This is a genomic window from Brevibacillus ruminantium, assembly GCF_023746555.1.
Lineage (GTDB): Bacteria > Bacillota > Bacilli > Brevibacillales > Brevibacillaceae > Brevibacillus > Brevibacillus ruminantium.
The window spans coordinates 3,902,345-3,923,203 of the sequence record NZ_CP098755.1; the positions used below are offsets into that span (position 1 = coordinate 3,902,345).

Annotated in this window: 19 protein-coding genes; 9 read left to right on the top strand and 10 right to left on the bottom strand. The window is 52.6% G+C overall.

Features of this window, described 5'->3' with window-relative positions:
• Positions 1-55: 55 nt before the first annotated feature.
• The 3 genes from moaA to NDK47_RS19385 all read right to left on the bottom strand — a co-directional run bounded on the left by moaA (position 56) and on the right by NDK47_RS19385 (position 4,384).
• Complete coding sequence (gene moaA, locus NDK47_RS19375) at positions 56-1,075, bottom strand: GTP 3',8-cyclase MoaA (RefSeq protein ID WP_251871415.1); 1,020 nt, start codon at positions 1,073-1,075, stop codon at positions 56-58.
• A 52-nt stretch (positions 1,076-1,127) separates the two neighbouring features.
• Entirely contained in the window at positions 1,128-3,041 is a 1,914-nt protein-coding gene (locus NDK47_RS19380; RefSeq protein ID WP_251871416.1) for a molybdopterin biosynthesis protein, read from the bottom strand.
• A gap of 110 nt (positions 3,042-3,151) precedes the next feature.
• Positions 3,152-4,384 carry a molybdopterin molybdotransferase MoeA gene (locus NDK47_RS19385; RefSeq protein WP_251871417.1) on the bottom strand — a complete coding sequence of 411 codons (1,233 nt, stop codon included), beginning with the start codon at positions 4,382-4,384 and terminating at the stop codon, positions 3,152-3,154.
• 80 nt (positions 4,385-4,464) lie between these two features.
• On the opposite strand from NDK47_RS19385, the gene NDK47_RS19390 reads away from it, so the two are divergent.
• Positions 4,465-4,740 (top strand): ubiquitin-like small modifier protein 1, encoded by a 276-nt coding sequence (locus NDK47_RS19390; protein WP_251871418.1) that lies wholly within the window; start codon positions 4,465-4,467, stop codon positions 4,738-4,740.
• Between the two features lies 1 nt (position 4,741).
• Positions 4,742-5,023 (top strand): MoaD-like domain-containing protein, encoded by a 282-nt coding sequence (locus tag NDK47_RS19395; RefSeq protein WP_251871419.1) that lies wholly within the window; start codon positions 4,742-4,744, stop codon positions 5,021-5,023.
• Positions 5,024-5,084: 61 nt separating this feature from the next.
• On the opposite strand, the gene NDK47_RS19400 is transcribed toward NDK47_RS19395, so the two are convergent.
• A complete protein-coding gene (locus NDK47_RS19400; protein WP_251871420.1) occupies positions 5,085-6,893 on the bottom strand; it encodes an aldehyde ferredoxin oxidoreductase family protein in 1,809 nt (602 codons plus the stop codon).
• A gap of 249 nt (positions 6,894-7,142) precedes the next feature.
• Here NDK47_RS19400 and NDK47_RS19405 point away from each other — a divergent pair, with 249 nt between their 5' ends.
• Genes NDK47_RS19405 through NDK47_RS19425 form a run of 5 tightly spaced genes read left to right on the top strand, consistent with a single transcriptional unit; the run spans position 7,143 to position 11,526 of the window.
• A complete protein-coding gene (locus NDK47_RS19405; protein ID WP_251871421.1) occupies positions 7,143-8,072 on the top strand; it encodes a substrate-binding domain-containing protein in 930 nt (309 codons plus the stop codon).
• A 29-nt stretch (positions 8,073-8,101) separates the two neighbouring features.
• Entirely contained in the window at positions 8,102-9,040 is a 939-nt protein-coding gene (locus NDK47_RS19410) for an ABC transporter substrate-binding protein (protein ID WP_407653318.1), read from the top strand.
• A gap of 12 nt (positions 9,041-9,052) precedes the next feature.
• A complete protein-coding gene (locus NDK47_RS19415; RefSeq protein WP_251871422.1) occupies positions 9,053-9,715 on the top strand; it encodes an ABC transporter permease in 663 nt (220 codons plus the stop codon).
• Positions 9,716-9,719: 4 nt separating this feature from the next.
• A complete protein-coding gene (locus tag NDK47_RS19420; protein ID WP_251871423.1) occupies positions 9,720-10,460 on the top strand; it encodes an ABC transporter ATP-binding protein in 741 nt (246 codons plus the stop codon).
• 40 nt (positions 10,461-10,500) lie between these two features.
• Positions 10,501-11,526: a ThiF family adenylyltransferase gene (locus NDK47_RS19425; RefSeq protein ID WP_407653455.1), complete on the top strand. Its 1,026-nt coding sequence runs from the start codon at positions 10,501-10,503 to the stop codon at positions 11,524-11,526.
• A gap of 142 nt (positions 11,527-11,668) precedes the next feature.
• Here the strand turns inward: NDK47_RS19425 and thrS are convergent, their stop codons facing one another.
• The 6 genes from thrS to NDK47_RS19455 form a co-directional block, all read right to left on the bottom strand.
• The gene (gene thrS, locus NDK47_RS19430; RefSeq protein ID WP_251871425.1) at positions 11,669-13,582 is read right to left on the bottom strand and encodes a threonine--tRNA ligase; all 1,914 of its coding nucleotides are present in this window, start codon (positions 13,580-13,582) and stop codon (positions 11,669-11,671) included.
• 352 nt (positions 13,583-13,934) lie between these two features.
• On the bottom strand, positions 13,935-14,852 hold the full coding sequence (ytxC, locus tag NDK47_RS19435; protein WP_251871426.1) for a putative sporulation protein YtxC: 918 nt from the start codon (positions 14,850-14,852) through the stop codon (positions 13,935-13,937).
• 166 nt (positions 14,853-15,018) lie between these two features.
• Positions 15,019-16,125, bottom strand: coding sequence for a cyclic dehypoxanthinyl futalosine synthase (mqnC, locus tag NDK47_RS19440; protein ID WP_251871427.1), 1,107 nt, complete (start codon positions 16,123-16,125; stop codon positions 15,019-15,021).
• Between the two features lie 231 nt (positions 16,126-16,356).
• Complete coding sequence (ltrA, locus tag NDK47_RS19445; protein WP_251871428.1) at positions 16,357-17,622, bottom strand: group II intron reverse transcriptase/maturase; 1,266 nt, start codon at positions 17,620-17,622, stop codon at positions 16,357-16,359.
• A gap of 601 nt (positions 17,623-18,223) precedes the next feature.
• Entirely contained in the window at positions 18,224-18,445 is a 222-nt protein-coding gene (locus NDK47_RS19450) for a hypothetical protein (RefSeq protein ID WP_251871429.1), read from the bottom strand.
• Positions 18,446-18,524: 79 nt separating this feature from the next.
• The gene (locus NDK47_RS19455) at positions 18,525-19,508 is read right to left on the bottom strand and encodes a spore coat protein (protein WP_251871430.1); all 984 of its coding nucleotides are present in this window, start codon (positions 19,506-19,508) and stop codon (positions 18,525-18,527) included.
• A gap of 223 nt (positions 19,509-19,731) precedes the next feature.
• On the opposite strand from NDK47_RS19455, the gene NDK47_RS19460 reads away from it, so the two are divergent.
• Both NDK47_RS19460 and NDK47_RS19465 read left to right on the top strand, forming a co-directional pair.
• Positions 19,732-20,307: a YqaA family protein gene (locus NDK47_RS19460; protein WP_251871431.1), complete on the top strand. Its 576-nt coding sequence runs from the start codon at positions 19,732-19,734 to the stop codon at positions 20,305-20,307.
• Positions 20,308-20,426: 119 nt separating this feature from the next.
• Complete coding sequence (locus NDK47_RS19465; RefSeq protein WP_251871432.1) at positions 20,427-20,849, top strand: cell wall hydrolase; 423 nt, start codon at positions 20,427-20,429, stop codon at positions 20,847-20,849.
• The last annotated feature ends 10 nt before the right edge of the window (positions 20,850-20,859 follow it).

Sequence of the window (20,859 nt, forward strand, 5' to 3'; positions counted from 1 at the left end):
CCTTGTCAAGGGTGACTTCCCTCTCTGTTTGCAAAGCGGGTGTATAGCCCGCTGCCTAGCCTCCGATATGGGACATTTCGACCTTGTTGCGCTTGGGCAGACCCGGCGTGTTTTTCAGCCGCTCTTCCGAATAACGGTCATCCCGTCGATGCCAGATCGAACGGATCATCTCCTGTATCTCTTCGTCGCTTTTTCCCTCCCGCAGCGGCTCGCGCAAATCTTCACCGTTGGACGCGAACAGACAGTTGTACATTTTCCCTTCTGCTGACAATCGGGCACGCGTACAGGTGGAGCAGAAAGCTTGCGTAACCGAAGAGATCAAACCGATCTCCTGATCAGTCCCCACATATCGATAACGCGATGCGACCTCGCCATAGTAGTTGGGATTGGTCGGCTCCAGCGGCATTTCACTGTGGATCATCTGGATAATCTCTCGGGAGGGCACCACCTGATCCAGCTTCCAGCCGTTGCTGTTGCCCACATCCATGAACTCGATAAAGCGCAGTATGTGGCCCTTCTCCCGGAAGTAGCGAGCCATCGGCAGGATGTCCTGGTCATTGACCCCGCGCTGCACGACCATGTTGATTTTGACGCCAAGACCAGCTTCGGCAGCCGCCTCAATTCCCTGCAAAATCTGACTGACGCGATACCCCCTGCCGTTGATCACTCCGAAGCGCTCATCATCCAGACTGTCCAAACTGACCGTCACTCTGTCCAGCCCGGCACGTTTCAGCTCCTCGGCATGCTTGGCCAGCAAGGAGCCATTTGTCGTCATGGCTATATCCCGAACGCCCTCCACTTCGCGAATCATGCCGATCAAATCCGCAATGTTTCTGCGCATGAGCGGCTCTCCGCCGGTGATGCGTATTTTTTCCACGCCCATTGAAGTGAAAATAGACGTCAATCTCGTAATCTCTTCAAAGGTAAGCAGCTTGTGCTGCGGCAAAAACGGATAATCCGGCCCGAAAATTTCTGCAGGCATGCAGTACTGGCAGCGAAAATTGCATTTGTCTGTCACGGATATACGCAAATCACGGAGAGGACGTTTTTGTGAATCAAACACTTGCTTATTCATCGCTGACCACTCCTTTGTTCGCCGTTGTTTCCTTAGTTTTTCATCATCTTGGTCAAAATGGAGGCGACATGTATATGATACTTCCTGTGTCCCGGCAGTTGTAGCCCCCGAGGCGCTCCACTTCGTGAACAAAATTCTGGGAACGAATGCACTCCAGAAGCTGGGCCCCTTCTTTGCTCCGGTAAAAAGAGCCGCTCATCAAAAGATCGTACCGTTCTTCCGCCACCGGGAGAAAATCGAGCCCCATCGCTTTTGCCGCGGAATAGATGCCTAACCCGACATCGGCAGTCCCGCCAGAAACCGCTGCCGCCACACTGAGATGGGAGACGGCTTCACGTGAATAACCATAAATCTGTTCCCGGTCGATCCCTTCCTGCTTAAGCAGATGATCGAGCAGGAGCCTGGTTCCGGCCCCTCTTTGGCGGTTGATATAGGTAACGTCCGGGCGGATCAGGTCGACTACGGTGAAGATCCCCAGCGGATTTCCCTTTTTCACCATCCAGCCTTGCTGGCGATAGACGAGCTGGAGGAGAACGATATCCTTGCCCCGCAGGTACTTTTCGACAAACGGCAGATTATAAGTGCCGCTCTCTTCATCAAAGAGGTGAACCCCGGCAATATGCGCCTCTCCTTTTTGGATCGCCATGATCCCCCCCATGCTTCCTACATGGGAGGAGACGAGGAACCGATCAGGACCGGACCTGCGCAAGAGGGCATCCAGCACGTCCATCGTTAGATCTTGGCTGCCGGTGGCGACAATCGTTCTGTGTATTTGTTCCAGCGGGCGATACAGCTCGAGCTCTGCAAGCTCACCCTGCTCGTATCCGAGGTCTCCTGGGGGAATCCGCAACAGTCCGTCTGCCCTCACCATGGACATGGTTACGCCGGCAGCTCTGGTAAGCGGGTTGGCGATGTATTTCCCGTCGATATAGCCAATGGTCATGCGGATAAAGTCCTCTGCTCCCATCACCGAGACCACGCGCCTTCCCATCGTCGCGTGAATCCGCTGACGCTCTTGCTCCATCACTCCATAATAATGCTGAACGAGTGAACGAGCAAACCATTCCAAATTCAGATAGGCGGAAACCGGATATCCCGGCAGGCCGATGACCGGCTTGCCTTCCACGATCCCGACGACGACCGGCTTGCCCGGACGTGTCGCCACGCCATGGGTCAAAACCTCGCCCAGCTCCTCTACGACATGAACCGTATAATCCTCACGTCCCGCTGACGAACCCGCATTCAGCAGCACGATATCCGCTTCCTGCACGGCAGCGCGGAGCGCCTCCCGGATGGTGGCATAGTCATCCTTTACAATGCTGTGCAGGACCGGCTCTGCCCCCCATTCTTCCAGATAGGCGGCAAAGACCGTGCCGTTAAATTCGATGATTTCACCCTCGGCCACATGCTCGGAAGGCGGGATCAGCTCGGAGCCGGTCGGAATGATGATCACTTTCGGCTTTCGATAGACCGGGACCTGGAGATTGCCGCCTGCAAGCAGCGCGCCCAGGTCGACAGGGCGCAGCTTGTGATGGGCCGGGACAATTACCTCCCCGACCACCACATCCTCTCCGATCGGACGGATATGCTGCCAGGGAGCGACGGGCTCCAATATCTCAACGGTCTGCTCGTCGACCTGATGCACGTACTCGATCATGATCACCGCATCAAACGGAGCGGGAATGGGGTCACCCGTATCTACCTCTACGTAATCCATGCCATGCTTGAGTCTGACCGGATTTTGCTCATGGGCGGCGTATGTTTTTTCCGCTTTTACCGCGATTCCGTCCATAGCGGATGCGTGATAGTTCGGCATAGAGACCTTGGCGTAGACCGGTTCGGCAGTCACACGGCCCAGTGCCCGGGCCGTCGGGATTGTCTCGATTTTTGGCAAAAAGCTGATTCTCTTTTTGAGCTGCTCTTGTGCTTCCCGAAGCGGGGTATCTTCCAAGTAGATTTTCCGCATGCTTCTCCTCCTGCGATCATTTCAATATATGGGGCTGTGGCTTCATCTGCGCATGGGTGCTTGACCTATCACACCCGTTCTTACCTGTTACGTCCGTTCCTCGTATTCCGTTATGAAAGCATATATACCTTGACAGCTTCGCCCTCGATGATCCCTTCTTTGTTCTGACCAATTTCCACGATTCCTTCACTCTCGACGAGTGTAGAGATCAGGCCGGATTTTCCAAAGACAGGGACCGCCCACAAGCCGTCCGCCCGCTCTTCCAGCTTCACCCGGATGTAATCTGTGCGCCCGACCGCCGATGGGACATTGCGCGAAATCTTGGCCGAAAGCCGCGTATCAGTTTCACAGGGACGAAGGCCTTGCAGTTTGTCGAGCAGCGGAAGGGCGAAGAGTCGAAACATGATCAGTGCGGAGACGGGATGGCCGGGTAATCCCATCACGGGCTTTCCGTTCGCTTTGGCGAGAATCGTCGGCTTTCCCGGTTTGGTCGCTACGCCGTGAATCAGCACGCCCGGTTCACCGAGCGCCTGCATGACCTGTACGGTAAAATCCCTCGTCCCGACAGAGCTGCCGCCGGAGAGAATGAGAAAATCAACTTCCTCAAACAACTGGCGGGCCCTGGCTGCAAACGTCTCGTAATCGTCCCGGACGATCCCGCCCTGAATGACTTTGGCTCCGTACTGCTGAGCTGTTGCCCCCACTGTGACACTGTTGATGTCTCTTACTTCTCCGGGAGCAAGCTGTTTTTTATCCGTCGGGACGACCTCGTCGCCCGTCGACAAAATGCCAACGATGGGACGGGGAAATACCCGTACCTCCGTCCTTCCGATCGCCGAAAGCACCCCCAAATCCTGGGGGCGAAGCCGATGACCTGCAGTCATGACCAGCTCCCCCTGCTGGACATCATCTCCAGCGCGAATCACGTTCTCTCCTGGAGCGACTTGCCTGTAAACATTGAGTAAATCATCGATTTCTTCCACGTGCTCGATCATGACGACGCTGTCTGCTCCCTCTGGCAGCATGCCTCCCGTCGGTATTGCCTGAGCCTGCCCCTCTTTGAGAAGCTGCTCCGGTGCCTTGCCCATCTCAATTCTTCCGGTGATGTCTAAAAACCCCGGCAATGAATCAGACGCGCCGTAGGTATCCCTGGCCCTCACGGCAAAACCGTCTACCGTGGAGCGGGAAAAATGCGGCACCTGCTCACCAGAGACGATATCTTCTGCGAGCACCATGCCACATGCATCAGCAATCGGCAGTTGTACAGGGGGCCGGAGTGGACGGAACTGATCAGCGATGATCGACAACGACTCAGAAACGGTTTTTACTTTAAAAAATTTCATGTCTGCCTCCCTTTCGTTTCAGCATTTTGCTTGCTCTTTGGATCGATTATAATAAGTAAGAAAAAGGGGAAAATTCCGATATGATTGTAAAGGTATTTGCCAATTTTCGTGAAATCTGCGCTGCGAAGTCAGTCGATGTGCCGATGACAGACGGCAATCGCGTGATTGACATTCTGGAGTCGCTCATCCGCATGTTTCCTGCTTTGGAAGAGGAGGTCTTCACACCGGAGCGAACACTCAAACCGTTCGTACATGTCTTCATCAACGGTCGCAATGTCATCCACGCGGAGGGCCTGGAGACCAGAGTCCTGGAAGAAGATCAGTTTGCGCTGTTCCCTCCCGTGGCAGGAGGCTAGTATGGTCGAAGAAACCCTGGAGCTTCGCGGAATCCCCCTTTCCCATCTGATCACCTATCTGGAGGAATGCGGCGGAAAACGGCTGGGTGGCACGGACAATGCACTTCCGATTACGATCAGAGGAGAGGGCTGGCAGGCGGAAGTGCAGCGGGAGGAAACCGTCACGATTACCTCCCGTTTTCACGTCCAGGCTGTATTTATTCACGTTCGCGCCCATGATCAGCCAAGCTTTGATCGTTTGCTGAAACAATTTCGGATGAAGGTGCTCAGAGTAGGCGGCTAACTTTCAGATCGGATGAGTTGGGAAAAAGGTGGATGAAATCTCCACCTTTTTTCATTGGCACTCAAGCGATGCCCAGCTCTTTCAGTTTTTCCTCCGGTACGACGCCGTCAACCCAGCCGCGCACCTGATAATACTCATCCAGCATGATATCCATTCTGCTGACGTGGCCGGCGCTGTTGCCCGTACCCGGTTCTTCCGTAAAGCGCTTCGGCAGGTAGTCGTCCTCCCGTTTGTCAAAGCCGGCCAGATTATTGTAATGGCGCTCCAGGTTGTAGATGCGCTCACCGATCTTCATTACATCATCGGCGCTCACCTTTTGGCCGGTCATGGCCGAATACTGCTCTGCGTAGTTCTCCGCATTTTCCGAGAAGGAGGAGAATTTGCAGATATTCATCGAGTCGGAGAAAGCGAGCAGGTCCTGGAACACCTTCAGCAGCTCGCCCTTTCCTTCTGGCTGCAAGCGGTCGGTCGGCATCGGAATTCCCGCGATTTCACTTGCCACTGTGTACCCGCGCAGATGGCATGCTCCGCGATTGCTCGTCGCATACCCCAGTCCGATCCCCTGAATCCCGCGCGGATCGTATGCGGGAATCGCTTGCCCCTTGACGCACATGGCCAGGTTCTCGTCACCGAATAGTTTCGCTGCCCGGGCTGTCCCCTCCGCCAGCACATCGCCAACCCCTTTGCGGAAGACGAGCATTTCGGTCAGCTCGATCATCCGGTCAGCATCGCCCCAGTCAATATGCTCTTCGGTCAGCCCTCTTTCATAGGCCTCCATCATGCAGGAGAGCGTGTTTCCCAGCTCGATCGTATCCATGCCGTGCTCGTTGCAGAGATTGATGATATAAGAAATGGCGGCAGCATCACCCAGACCGCAGTTTGCTCCGAGCGCCCAGCCGGATTCATACTCGAAGCTCTCGACGCGTGTCTTGTACTTTCCTTCCTTGACCTCCACTTCTTTTTTGCAAGCGACCGGACAGGCATGACAGGTATTGTCGGCAACCAGCAGCGTGGCATTGACGGTCTCACCGCTGTGTCCCTCTGCGCCCTCCCAGTGCGAATATTTGGAATTCATCGCCGGCAGTGCGCCTACTTCGTTGATGATGTTGGTCAACACGTTGGTGCCGTATACGGACAGACCGCCTTTTTTCGGTGCGGTCAGGCCGCCTTCCATAATCGCCTTGAGCGCTTTCTGGTTGGCTTGCTTGTACTCTTCATCCTGAACTGGCACCGGCATGTTTCCTTTTTGAGCGGCCTTGATGACGATCGCCTTCAGTTTTTTGCTTCCGGCAACCGCACCCGTGCCGCCACGGCCTGCTGCACGGTCGTTTTCGTTGATGAATCCGGCATAGCGCACCAGGTTTTCTCCCGCTTGTCCGATGCAGATCACACTCAGATTTTCCTTGCCGTACCGATCTTGCATCGCTTTGACGGTGGCGCGGGTCCCCTGTCCCCAGAGATCGCTGGCATCGCGAAGCTCTCCTTGACCGTCTTCGATATAAAGATAGACAGGCTTGTCGCTTTTCCCTTTAAAAATGAGATTGTCAACTCCCGCCCACTTAATCCGCGCAGCCGACCAGCCGCCCATATGGGAATCGGTTACGGTATTGGTCAGCGGGGACTTTGTCACCATGCAGAGACGGCCGCTCATCGCAGAGCGCGAGCCGGTCACCGGTCCGGTCATGACGCAGAGGATGTTCTCTTCGGAGAACGGTTCCACCTCCGGTCCATTGTCATACACGTACTTCACTCCCAATCCGCGGCCGCCAATATATTTCTTCGCCAATTCCTCGTTGATTTCCCGATAATCAACGGCTCCGGAGGAGAGATCGACCACGATCTCGCGGTTTTTAAAACCTCCCAGGTTCATCGCATGCTTCCCCCTTTTTTCTTTGGTTTGACACGTGACATTACCCTCCTAGTTCGACTTGTATGTAGCATATCCTCCCCTCAGAACAGAGGTGAATCTGCAAAAAAACAAATTTTTCGATTATTTTCTTAAGTCACTCTATTGCCAATTCGTCCTTTCCTCAAGTATGTTAGTTTCAAACAAATGAAACCAAACGATTCCCAACTGAACCAAACAAAACCAAAAAAAGCCTCAAAAAAGGGGGTTGTCATGGACAGGTCTTACTTGACCCCGGAGGAGGTCGCTTCCGCTTTAAAGCTGTCCAAGTACACCGTTTACGAAATGATCAAGCGCAAAGAGCTGCCCGCATCCAAAATTGGACGAGCACTGCGCATCCTTCGTACCGATCTGGACCACTTCATGCGCCAGCATAAATCAGCGCCGGACGAAGAAGCTTCTCCCTATGGGCGAGCCGGCAGGGAAAGCAATCGGAAACCGTCAGCAGAGATCTATTTTGCAGGCAGTCACGACCTCTCTCTGGATCTGCTTACCCGGGCATTGGGCAAACGGGGAATTACTCTGTTGCCTGTCTTCTCCGGCAGCATGGACGGGTTGATCGAGCTGTACAAGCAGCGCGTCGATATGGCTGGCTGTCATTTGCTCGACCAAAGCACCGGCGAGTACAATCTGACGCATATCCGCTCGCTCCTGCCAAATGAAGAGATCGCGGTCGTCAATCTGGTCAATCGTTGGCAAGGCTTCATCGTACCACTAGGCAATCCGCGAATGATCACCAGTTGGGAAGAGTTTCTCTCCGGACGGCATCGGATTGTGAACCGTCAACGCGGCTCGGGCACTCGCCTCCTGCTCGACTGCAAACTGCGCCAGTTTGGCCATGCTTCCGAGAGCATTCCGGGTTATGAGCACGAGGTCAGCACGCACTACGAGGTGGCCTCCGCTGTGCTTCGCGGTGATGCTGATGTCGCACTGGGGATTGAAAGTGCTGCCAAAGGGCTTGGCCTCGACTTTTTTCCCGTACAAGAAGAGCGTTATGATCTGGTCATTCCTACCCGTTTGCTGAATCAGGAGCGCTTTCGCGTCTTTCTGGAGGTGTTGCGCGATCCTTCTTTCAAACAAGCTGTGGTTGCATTGGGCGGCTACGGTGTTTCCTCGACCGGGAAAATTCTTGAACGCCTCTAAACCATTTGAAGCCAATCTACAAGGAGATGATGGATTTGAAACGCATGCGTGCCTTCTCGCTTTTTTTCGCAATGGTCCTGTGCTTGCTGCTCACTGCCTGTACTTCCTCCACAGGGTCCACCCCTGCCCCGCAGGCGCCTTCCGGGCAAGAGCAGCAGGGTCAAACAGCTGGACAGGCTCCTGCTGCACCTGACCCTGCTTCAACAGCGGCTTCTGAGGTGAAGCAGTCTGGTACCGGTCAGGAGATCATCCTGGCGACGACAACCAGCACGCAGGATTCCGGCTTGCTGGATACGCTCCTTCCCCTTTTTGAACAAAACAGCGGCATCAAAGTAAAGGTGATCGCTGTAGGCACGGGACAAGCCATTAAACTGGGTGAGGACGGAAACGCCGATGTAGTGTTGGTGCACTCGCGCAAGTCGGAAGATGAATTCGTCGCAAATGGCTTTGGGATCAATGCGTATGACGTCATGTACAACCAGTTCTACATCGTAGGTCCGGCAGACGACCCGGCAGGCGTAAAATCGGCCAAATCAGCCACAGAGGCTTTGAGCCGCATCGCGGAGAAAAAAGCTACTTTCATTTCCCGGGGCGATGACTCCGGCACGGACAAAAAAGAGAAGAGCATTTGGAAAGAAGCAAGCATAACGCCTGAAGGAAACTGGTATCTCTCCTCGGGTCAAGGCATGGGAGCAACCTTGCAGATGGCCGACGAGAAAAACGCCTATACCTTGACTGATGAGGCCACTTTTCTTTCCCGTAAAATGAACCTGCAGGTGCTGAAGCAAGGAGACGAATCTCTTTTAAATCCGTACGGAATTATTCAGGTGAAAACCACATCCAAGCCAGATGCTGCGGAGAAATTGATTCAGTTCTTCGTTGGCGAAGAAGGTCAAAAAGCAATTAGCCAATTCGGCGCGGATAAATATGGAAAAGGATTGTTCGTTCCTTCCGCGAAAAAACGATAGGAGCCCGGCAATATGATAATCACTCCAGAGGTATGGGAGGTTGTCTGGCTCTCCCTGAAAGTGACAACAACTGCCATTCTGCTTGGGTCACTGATCGGCATTCCATTAGGCGCGTTTCTCGGCCTGTATTCTTTCCCGGGAAAAGGTCTGGCCGTCGTTTTGATCTACACCTGTATGGGACTTCCTCCCGTTTTGGTGGGGGTCGTCGTCTACCTGCTGCTTTCTCGCTACGGTCCTCTGGGATCGCTTGGCCTGCTATTCACACCGGAAGCGATGGTGATCGCACAAGTCGTCCTGGTTACGCCTATTCTGGCCGGACTGAGCATGTCAGCCGTCCAGTCCAAGGAGAGGGCTTACTGGGAAACAGCCAAAAGTCTGGGAGCCAGTCCAGCTCAGATGGTCCTGACCATCGTAAAGGAAGCGCGCAAAGGAATCTGGTCGGGGGTGGCGGCTGCCTATGGCAGGGCGATCTCCGAGGTTGGGGCTGTGATGCTGGTTGGGGGCAATATTGAGCATCACACCCGCGTCATGACCACAGCGATTATTCTGGAGACGAGAATGGGCAACTTCACTTCCGGGCTGCAGCTCGGAGTGGTGCTTCTCTTCATCAGCTTTTTGTTTAACAGCTTTCTTGTCATGGGAGTACTCCAACAACTAAAAAGCGGGCGGAGATGACGAAATGAATCAACTGGAGCTGCGTGATCTGCAAGTTGTCTATTCGGGAAAAAACGTATTGCAGGTAGAACAGACTTCCTTTGAGCGAGGGAAAATCGTTGGCATCGTCGGTCCCAGCGGATCGGGGAAAAGCACATTACTGCGTGTCATGTCCCTGCTGGAGCGACCAGCTACAGGCATGATGAATGTATTTGGTACCTCAGTCCATCTCCCTTCCCTCACTCATGCAAACGGCCTTGCACTTCAACGAATAATCGGCTTCGTCCAACAAAAACCGACGATGTTTGATGCTACTGTATTCGACAACGTGGCGCTTGGTCTGCGTTACCGGAAAATGGACAGGGCGACGATCCAGGCACGTGTAACAGAAGCCCTCAAACTGGTAGAATTGGAAGATGCTGAAGCCCAGCGTGCCCCTACCCTCTCTGGCGGGGAAGCTCAGCGGGTGGCTTTGGCCAGAGTGCTGGTGTATCAACCGGACCTGCTCTTTCTGGATGAACCCACAGCCAATCTCGATCCCTATAACGTCTCTATCTACGAACGCGTCATCCAGGCTGTTCACAGGCAGCATCAGACGACGATTCTGATCGTCTCTCACAATCTCCAGCAGGCCCGCAGACTGACGGACAGATGCCTGTTTCTCCACAAAGGACGCATCGTGGAGGCATGTGATACCGCGTCGTTCTTTGAGCAACCACAGACAAGTGGTTTGCAGGATTTTCTCTGCGGCCGGATGATCTACTGAAGTTGGGAAGACACACATGAGGGGAGGTAGATGCCCGATGGTGGGACAACGCTATTCCAGGCAGATTCTGTTTTCCCCGATCGGTGAGGCCGGGCAAGCCGTATTGCAGCGAAAGAAAGTAGCGATTGTCGGAATGGGTGCATTGGGGACTGTCCTTGCCAATCATCTGGTCCGGGCAGGTGTAGGGTATCTGCGGCTGATCGACCGTGATTTTGTCGAGGAGAGCAATTTGCAAAGGCAGATGCTTTACGAGGAAGAGGATGCCCGCCAGCATCTGCCCAAGGCGGTCGCCGCGATGAACAAGCTGCAAGCGATCAATTCCGGGGTTACGGTCGAAGGGGTCGTTGCAGACCTCGGTCCGGGAAATGCAGAGGCGCTTCTTGCAGATGCGGATGTAATTCTCGATGGCACAGACAATTTTCATGTCCGTTATTTGATCAATGACGTGGCCGTCAAGCACCAGATTCCCTGGGTCTACGGCGGTGTGGTCAGTGCGCGCGGCATGTTTGCCGTCATCCGTCCGGGAGTGACCCCCTGCTTTCGCTGTCTGTTTCCTACCTCAGCTTCTGGACGGGGAGAAACCTGTGATACCGTCGGAGTGATCGGGCCCATCGTTCACATCGTCGCTTCCTACCAAGCGACAGAGGCACTGAAGCTGCTGGTAGGAGCGGAAGACAAATTGAATCCACATCTGGAGCAGCTGGACATCTGGCAGAATGATCAAATGCAAATGGATATTTCCACAGGAAGAAACCCGTCGTGCGACGTATGTGCATCGCGGAACTTCCATTATTTGGGCATAACTGAGCCGGAAGGGGAGGATTTTGCCCTGCTCTGCGGCAGAGATACGGTACAGATCAGCCCGCAATACCCGCAAACCGTTGATCTGGAACAATTGGCCCATCGTTTGCATAAGATTGGAGCAGTAAACCTCAATGCCTTCCTCCTCCGCTTTCATATTGACGCCTATACGCTCGTCTTCTTCAAGGACGGCCGTGTGCTCGTACAAGGGACGGATGAGATCTCGGTAGCCCGGACTCTCTACGCTAAATATGTAGGCCATTAGTGAGAAAATACGTTTGCGTGACGCCCCTGTTTGGTGATGATAAAAAAAGATGCTGCCCGTGTAAAAACGGACAGCATCTTTTTCATTCACGTGTCAAACCGTTTGATCGCTCTTAGTCAAAGCGCGATTCGACCCGTCTGGCTTATTTCATTTCGCTGATTTCTTTATTAATCTTGTCAAGGAACGCATCCACTGTCATGGCGCCTTCGTCGCCTACTCCGCGTTTGCGAACAGAGAGTGTGCCCTCTGCCACTTCGTTTTCCCCGATGACCAGCATATACGGCACTTTTTGCACCTGGGCTTCACGGATTTTATAGCCGATCTTTTCATTACGCGCATCCAACTCGACGCGGATGCCGGCTTGCTCCATTTTTTCCTTCACTTTTTGTGCGTACTCCACATGCACTTCGTTGATGGTCATCAGACGCACTTGTACAGGAGTGAGCCAGACTGGGAAAGCGCCCGCGTAGTGCTCGATCAGGATACCGATGAAGCGCTCCATCGAGCCGTACATCGCGCGGTGCAGAACCACCGGGCGGTGCTTCTCGTTGTCCTGGCCGACATAGGTCAGGTCAAATTTCTCTGGCATCTGGAAGTCAAGCTGAATGGTACCGCACTGGTGACGGCGCTTCAGCGCATCTGTAATTTGGAAGTCAATTTTCGGTCCGTAGAAGGCTCCGTCTCCTTCCTTAATCTCGTACGGCAAACCAGCCTCTTCCAGTACATTTTTCAGCGAGCTTTCCGCCAGTTCCCACAGTTCGTCGGATCCCATCGAGTCTTCCGGACGAGTCGAGAGCGCGACGCTGTATTCGAAGCCGAACACCTTGTAGATGCTGTCGATGAGCTTTATCATGCTTTTGATCTCGCTTTCGATCTGGTCGGGACGCACGAAGACGTGGGCATCGTCTTGGCAGAAGGTGCGTACCCGGAGCATGCCGTTCAGAGCACCGGAGTATTCGTGACGGTGAACCTGGCCGAACTCGGAGTATCGGATCGGCAGATCACGGTAGGAGTGCATCTTGTTTTTGTAGATCAGCATGTGGCCCGGACAGTTCATCGGCTTCAGAGCGTAGGTTGTGTCATCCACCTCGGAGAAGTACATGTTCTCATGGTAGTGATCCCAGTGTCCGGACTGCAGCCAGAGACGCTGGTTCATGATGAATGGTGAACGCACCTCTGTGTAGTGAGCGAGCTGCTGCAGACGGCGGGAGAATTGCTCCAGCTCGTTGCGTACGGTAAAACCGTTTGGCAGGTAGAACGGCATGCCCGGAGCCTCTTCCGAGAACATGAACAGCTCCAATTCCTTGCCGAGCTTGCGGTGATCACGCTTTTTCGCTTCTTCGATGAAGTGCAGGTATTCATCCAGCTCCGATTTTTTCGGCCACGCTGTACCGTAAACGCGCTGGAGAACCTGATTGTCTGACTTGCCGCGCCAGTAAGCACCGGCCACACTCATCAGCTTGAATGCTTTGATCAAACCGGTGGACGGCAAATGAGGACCGCGGCACAAGTCAAAAAATTCGCCTTGCTCGTAGATCGTGATGGTCGCATCCTCAGGCAGATCGCGAATCAGCTCCAGCTTCAGGTGATCATTCAGCTCCTGGAAGATGGCAAGTGCTTCTTCACGGCTTACCTCTTTTCGGCGGATAGGGAGATCTTCTTTAACGATTTTCTCCATTTCCGCCTCGATTTTTGGAAGATCTTCCGGATTCAGTGATACCGGGATATCCATGTCGTAGTAAAAACCATCCTCAATTACCGGGCCAATCCCCAGCTTTACATCTTTGCCGTACACACGCTTGATCGCCTGGGCCAGCAAGTGAGCCGTACTGTGGCGATACACTTCCAATCCGTCGGTGGAATCGAGGGTGACGATCTCGACAGCCGCATCCTCCAATACCGGTGTATACAAATCGACTACTTTGCCGTTTACTTTCCCAGCCACTGCTTTTTTCTTCAGGCTGGAGCTGATCGAGCCGGCGATATCTTCAATGGAGACGCCTGCCTCATACGGACGCACGGCTCCGTCCGGGAATGTAACGTTGATTTGTGCCACGATCCATACTTCCTTTCTTTTCCTATTTTTTCTTTACTGGGAAATAAAAAAAGCACGCATCCCCTGAAGGGACGAGTGCTTGTTACCCGCGGTACCACCCTACTGATCTGTCAGATGCCAACTTCCTGCGGGAAGGGCCATCCAAGGCAGAACACTTCATTACCATAACGGTTTTTCAACCGGCTCGCCGATACTGTGAACGTGTATTCGTTCTTTCCCGGCGGCTACTCGAAGGGGGTAGATCGACACCTGTATGCAGCGGGCTTCCAGCCAGTGTCCCGCCTCTCTGAAGCAACAACAGCATCATCCATGTCCTTCTCATTGTATTTTCGGTGTGGAGTTGTTTTTCGTATTATAGCGGAGTTGGTTTGTTCCCGTCAAGTATGCGTCTGCCTGATAAACACAAGGGGCAAGAGTGACAGGTCATCAGCCGAGTTTCGAAGATGCTTTTCACCGTCTGAATGAGCGAGGGCCTGTCCTCTGCCAGATGCAGCACGATTCGTTCGGGAGCCAGCGTGACCAGCGCACTGACCAAATAATCTTCGTCCCGGCATTTCTGCTCGTCAACCGAGAGAATCGCGTCCAACTGCTCCAGCCAAATTCGCTCTCCGTGCTTGTCATAGAGATGGAAAGGTTTGTCCACACTAGGAACGACGTGAACCACTTCCTGCTTGGTTTCCTGATCGGCAACGAAATAGCGGAGCAAATCGACAAACTCCTGATACTGCCGGTCTTCCAGATAGTCATCCAAACCGGTCTCCACCAACTCAAACAGTTCATTCCAATGATCCTGCAGTCGGAACCGGACAAAGCCAAGTACGTTGATGTGCCGCTCGTCCTCCAGGTAGTCAAACACCTTGCGATAGATCCGGGCCTTCCGCGAAGTCATTTGCAGCGTGTCGCCCGGAATTGTCTCCTCCAAGCACAAGCGTTGCACAAACGGGATGATGGACGGCCATTCCTCTTCCAACTCTTCGGACAGGATCAGATCTGTCGCGATCTCTTCCATCACTTCCGGTTCTTTTGCCCGAAGGACCCATTCAGCAACTGCCAAGGAGATGTACGCACGCGCCCATTCGATCGTCTCGGCGTTGTATTCTTCCTGGCACCAGCTCTGAAAACGAAACAGCGTAAAGGAATCCTGCTGCTGCTCCTCATATGTAATGCGCACCGGATCTGTTTTTACCCGCTCCTTCATGTCATGCAAGATGGAGCGAAACACTTCACAATGCGCAGGGACATTTTCAAAAAACAGGGTATAGGTTTGCATCATTATCCCCCCCAATCCGCAATGTAGTTACAGTATATGTCCCGCTAGAGGCGATATACTTTTAAACGCTTGGAAAGAGAGGGAAGGTTGCAGATGGCAAGAAAAAACACGGCGCTGTCAACCAGGCACCGTGCATCTTTGACCCTTCCGGGGTCGTTTTATGTGGTTAATTTTGCATGACAAAGTCCACCTCTGCCTGCTCTCCTTCCTGGAAAACACGCAGGATTTCGTACTTCGTATTTCGCTGGGCAGGGATTTTTCCCGCCTCCCTGATCAATTGCAAGATCAGGTTGGTATTCACCTTGTAGGCGCATTTGGCTGCGGACACGACGTTTTCCTCCATCATCGTCGAGCCGAAGTCATTGGCGCCATAGGAGAGGGACAGCTTGCCGATCTCTGGTCCCATGGTAACCCAGGAGGATTGGAAATTCGGAATGTTGTCCAGCATCAACCGGGCGATGGCCAGCGTTTTCAGATATTCCTCCGGCGTGTTGTTGACAGCCTTCATGTTGGTATTGTCCGGCTGGAACGTCCAGGTGATAAAAGCCGTAAATCCGTTGGTCTCATCCTGTGCATCGCGAATGCGCATGAGGGAGAGAACGCGCTCCTCCATCTCCTCGCCAAAACCGATCACCATAGTTGCCGTTCCGGGCAATCCTGCGCGATGGGCCGCTTTCTGCGTATCAATCCATTCTGTCCAGGAGCCTTTGAGTCGGGAGATTTTCCGTCTCGTCCGATCATCCAGAATCTCACCGCCCGCCCCCGGGAGAGAGTCAAGTCCGGCCGCTTTTAATTCGCGCAGTACTTCTTCGATGGAGCGTCCCGACACCTGGGCCATTTTTTGCACCTCGGCCGTAGAGAGCGAGTGCATGGTGATTTGCGGAAAACGCTGCTTGATGCCGCGCAGCAAATCCAGGTAGTACTCCAGCGGCAAGTCCGGGTTGGTTCCGCCTTGCATCAGAATCTCGGTTCCGCCGACGTCAACTGTCTCCTGAATCTTTTGGTAGATTTCCTTATTGGAGAGTACATACCCTTCTTTTGATCCTGGCGGCCGATAAAATGCGCAAAATCGGCAGTATGTGTCACAAACATTGGTATAGTTTACATTTCGTCCGATGACGAAGGTCGTGATGGGATCGGGATGCCATTTTTGCATCACGAGGTTGGCGTAATGGCCAATTTTCTCCAGCTCATTGCTGTCAAACAGGGCCAGTCCATCTTCCAGACCGAGGCGTTCACCGGCGAGGGCACGTTCCAAAATATGATCGATCAAAAGGATCACTCCTTCTTCCCTTAAACAATTCATCCACGCTTCATGGTATCACAAATCAGGCCCCGATACGAGGCTGTGATGAGAAGAATCATGTTTTCCCGCTCAGCTCCGGGCTCCGCCCTGCAGGGTGGATTCGCCATGGTATGATTGTCAATTACAAGAATCGAGTAGGAGGGGGTGGCTAACCCCGTCCTCTCACACCACCGTACGTACCGTTCGGTATACGGCGGTTCACCAAGCTTGACGAATGTCAAAATATCGCTGTGTTAAGCTTTTGAGCCCTTGTTGTTGCCAGTAGGCAATGCCGAGGGCTTTGTGTATATGCGGAGTCTTTGTAGTACGCCATGCCCCCTTGCGGGTGTTTGCAATTTCAATTGCTTTTGTGTGAGATATACCAAGAGAACGGAGTTCTCGATATCTGGTTCTCACTCGTTTCCACTGCGTCCACAAGCAAAGACGGAGCCTACGCCTTGTCCATTCCTCAATGGATTGTAAGATTCCCTTTGCGTCTGCAAGGGCAAAATATCCAATCCAACCCATGAGATACTGGTTTAACCTTTCAACCCGTTCCTCAAGCGAGATACTCCACACTGGATTCGTGATCGTGCGGATTTTCTCTTTTAACTTGAGAAGGGATTTTGGGTGGATACGAACCGTTGTCTGTTTTACGAAAGTAAAACTAAAGCCAAGGAATTTACGTTTCCACGGCCGGTCCACCGCACTTTTCTCCTCATTTACTTTTAGCCTAAGCACCTTTTCCAAGTAATCTTTCATGCTCTTCTTAACCCGTTCTCCTGCTCGTCTTGTTTTCACGTAGACGTTGCAATCGTCCGCATAGCGGCAAAAGCGATGTCCCCTCTTTTCTAATTCCTTATCCAGATCATCAAGCAAGATATTTGCTAATAGTGGGCTTAGCGGTCCACCTTGCGGTGTCCCCTCACTTGAGGTAGTACAGATTCCTTTTATCATGACACCTGCGTTTAGATAGGATCGAATCAGCTTTAGAAGGCGCTTGTCTTGGATTTTACGAGCCACGCGGCTCATCAGGATATCATGGTTGACACGATCAAAGAATTTCTCTAGATCGATGTCCACCACGAATCTGTATCCTTCCCTGATATACGCTTGCGCTTTCCTTACTGCCATGTGGGCGCTACGTTTCGGGCGAAATCCGTAACTGGACTCCGAGAAGGTGGGATCGAAGATCGGTGTTAATACTTGGAGGATGGCTTGCTGGATGAAGCGGTCCACCACGGTGGGAATGCCTAATAACCTTACGCCTCCGTCAGGTTTCGGGATTTCGACTCTGCGGACAGGTGAAGGTCGATAGGTTCCTCTTTCCAATTCCTCACGGATAGTTTGCCAGTGTTCGTGTAGATAGTCGCGTAGTTGTTCGGTTGAAACACCATCGACTCCACCAACACCTTTGTTTGCTTCTACTCGTTGAAGTGCCATCCGTAAGTTTTCCCGTGATAAAACTTTCTCCAGCAAGTCCATAACGATATTCCTTCCTTCGCACATGCGGGTTCCGTGTTTGCTGAACGATACTCAGCCCTCTTTTTGTACCCTCGGGGCTTCACCCCTGCTCTTCAAAAGTAGTTCCTTTCTGGAATTCTGCTTCGACGTATCGTAACAAAAGACATGGATCGCGTGCTGACTTGATGTTCAGCCCTTCCCCATTCAAGCGTCCTCTACTCGGGTACTATGGCCTCTGCTGACTTCTGCATGTTCAGCGCCTCCTTACGGAGGCGGTTACCAACAGTTGAAGGCGTTCCATGCAGACCTCCCCAGGTAAGAACGATAACTTTCATCCCATGTACCTGCCCAAGTTTACTGCTGTATCCCTTGGCTGTATGGGGCTTTGTCTTGTTTAGCAGACTCGCCCGAATACAACAGCCTCAAATTGGGTTCGTGTACCTCAGGTCGGGATTTTGCCGCTGGCTTCCTTCAGATTCGACCTCACGGTCGACACCCTTGCCTTGAGCTAACGGTTGGGACAGCCACCCCCCGTTCGGGACTTCCACCCTATAGCTATCGCCCATGCTGGGCGCACTAAAAAAACAACCCTGCCTCAAGGCAAGGTTGTTTACCACCGCTCTTAGGATTCGAAGCCGATTTCCTCGTATACTTCCGGGTCCCAGTAAATCACGGATTGGCCGACCGGAATATTCATTTCACGAGCACCGTTCGGCTTTCCGTTGAAGTAGATAATCTCCGTAATCGCCACCCGATCCCCGCGCACGTCGATTTCCCCTTTGAATTCCAGCGTGGTTCCGTTTGGCGCAAAAAAGATGACTTTCCCCGATCCCAATGTTTTCATCGGTACCTCCCATTTTGTGGTCTGTACCTCTATAGTAGTAGACATTCTTTCCCATCGTCAATAAGTCGGAAAGGACTTTCTACCCAATCGTGGAATCGGAGCTTCCTTTCTTTCTTCCCCGTTGCTGCTTTCCATCCTGGGCTTGGGGCAGACTGGAGTAGGCTTCTCCCGACAGAGTGCCCTCGTGTTCTGTCGTCATACCCAGCTCATCTCCAGTGCCATAAGTCTCCTGTCGATACTGGGGAGAAGAAAAAATCTGGCTGGCATTCATCGAATAGGATGGTTGGGGCGGCCCTCCCGGGTTTGTCATGCCGGAAAGAATCGAGGTCTGCTGGGAGACAGGATTTTCGGGATCAACGACATTGGTAAACAGTGTCCCGTTTTGTGCCGGAGGCTGGGGAACGGATGGCGGCATCATCTGCTGAGATGCTCCCGCATTTGTGCCAGCAGTCGGCTGATAGCCTTTCAGAAGCTGAGCCTGAGCACTCTCAGGCAACGCAACAAACGGGTAATATCCCCTGCTTTTCATGTAGTTCCACACTTCGTATGCCTGGTTTGCACAATTGACGGCACTTTGCAAAAGTATATTGCGGAGCTGGGGATGGGCTGCTTCCAGTACTGCTCTCATCTTGCAGGTAGCTCCCGTTTTATGCAGTCCCAACAAGGCGGAAGAAATGTCCCGGTCATCGATTTGATGGGGGTGCGTGTTTGGTTGCTGCGGAGGCTGTGCCTGTGACTGTGTCATTTGGGACATCGTCAATGCTTGCTGAGATGGCGGCATATGCATCTGTGACATTGGCTGCATGTGCGATGGGGCAGCAGCCTGCTGCGAAGAGATGGTGCGATAAGGGATACCCTCTCCTACACCCAAGCCTTGAACCATATGTACCATACTGTTGTATTCGGTTTCCATAAATTGAAGCTGGTGACGGAGAAGCTGCACCAATTCGGGATCACGGGCATAGGGCGCGTATAATTGCGCGGTATTGATTGCATCTACTGCCCCGTTCAAGATTTCGTGCAGCTCCATCACTTCATGAGCGCCGTACACATGGGGTTGCATAGACCAATTCCTCCTTTTTCAAAATCCCTAACAGTATGTCCCACTCCATTGGCAATTAGAAGCAGGAAGTGCCGATTTCGCTTGTCCGTCTGTAACTCTTTTGGCCGCCAAACGTAATACAAGGCATATCTACTGGTACAAGGCATATATAAAACTACAGAAACCATTGGCTTTCCTGTATAATGGAACGAGAGTCAAGGATAATTCGCTTGAGGAGACGCTCATGTTTGATCAAATTACGCAAGCTTTTATGCACTACGGAATCTGGGGCCTGTTTGGACTTGCTTTTCTGGACTCATTTATCGTCCCTGTACCACCCTTTTTCCTGCAAATCGCGATGAGCTTGATCGATCCTTCTGCTGCTCTGCGTTATGCAACTGTAGCTTTCACCGGTTCCATCCTCGGTGCGCCTATCGGATACATGCTGGGGAAATGGCTGGGCAAACCGATTTTAAAAAAGATTCTGCCTGAGAAATGGACTGCACTGGCAACCGAGCAGTTTGATAAAAATGGGGATGCGGCCGTGCTGATCGGCTCCTTTACCCCTATCCCTTTTAAAGTGTTTACCATCCTGAGCGGTGTTTTTAACTATTCCCTGTCCAAATTGATGCTGTTTGCAATTTTAGGTCGGGGGATTAAATTTTATCTGATCGGTATCTTGTTTCATTTCTATGGACAACATGCCAAAAAACTGCTGGATGATTACCTCGAGATTTCTGTACTTTCGATTGGAATCTTCATCGCCCTCGCTTGGCTGATCTGGAACAGACGCAAAAAAAAGTTTGCACAACATCAGTAATAAATGATAACGCGCTTGGGAGCCCTTCACTCCTCGGCGCGTTTTATTTTTGGGACATTCACCTATTGTGAACCGTTCAATATATTGGAAGTGTGAGTTTTTTAGGAGGAGGTGTAGCGATGGCCGTGATACAAACAAACTCCAGCGATGTGGATTTGTTGGCTCGACTTATGCGTGCAGAAGCAGAAGGTGAAGGAGATCTAGGGATGCTGATGGTAGGGAATGTCGGTGTGAACCGCATTCTCGCCAATTGTCTGGACTTCAAAAATATTCGCACCATGCGCGACATGGTGTTTCAATCTCCCGGAGGGTATGAATCCGTTCAAAAGTCGTACTTTTATCAACGTGCAAGGGATAAAGAGAGACGGCTGGCAAGACGGGTGATCAACGGAGAAAGACAACATCCCGCCTCAAACGCGCTCTGGTTCTTTCGGCCGGAAGGGGCCTGCCCCCCTGAGTGGTTTAATCAGACCAATTCCGGGCGTTACAAGGCTCATTGCTTCTTCATTCCTACCCCACAGGATTGTCCGCGCGTCTTTTAAGCTGGATTAC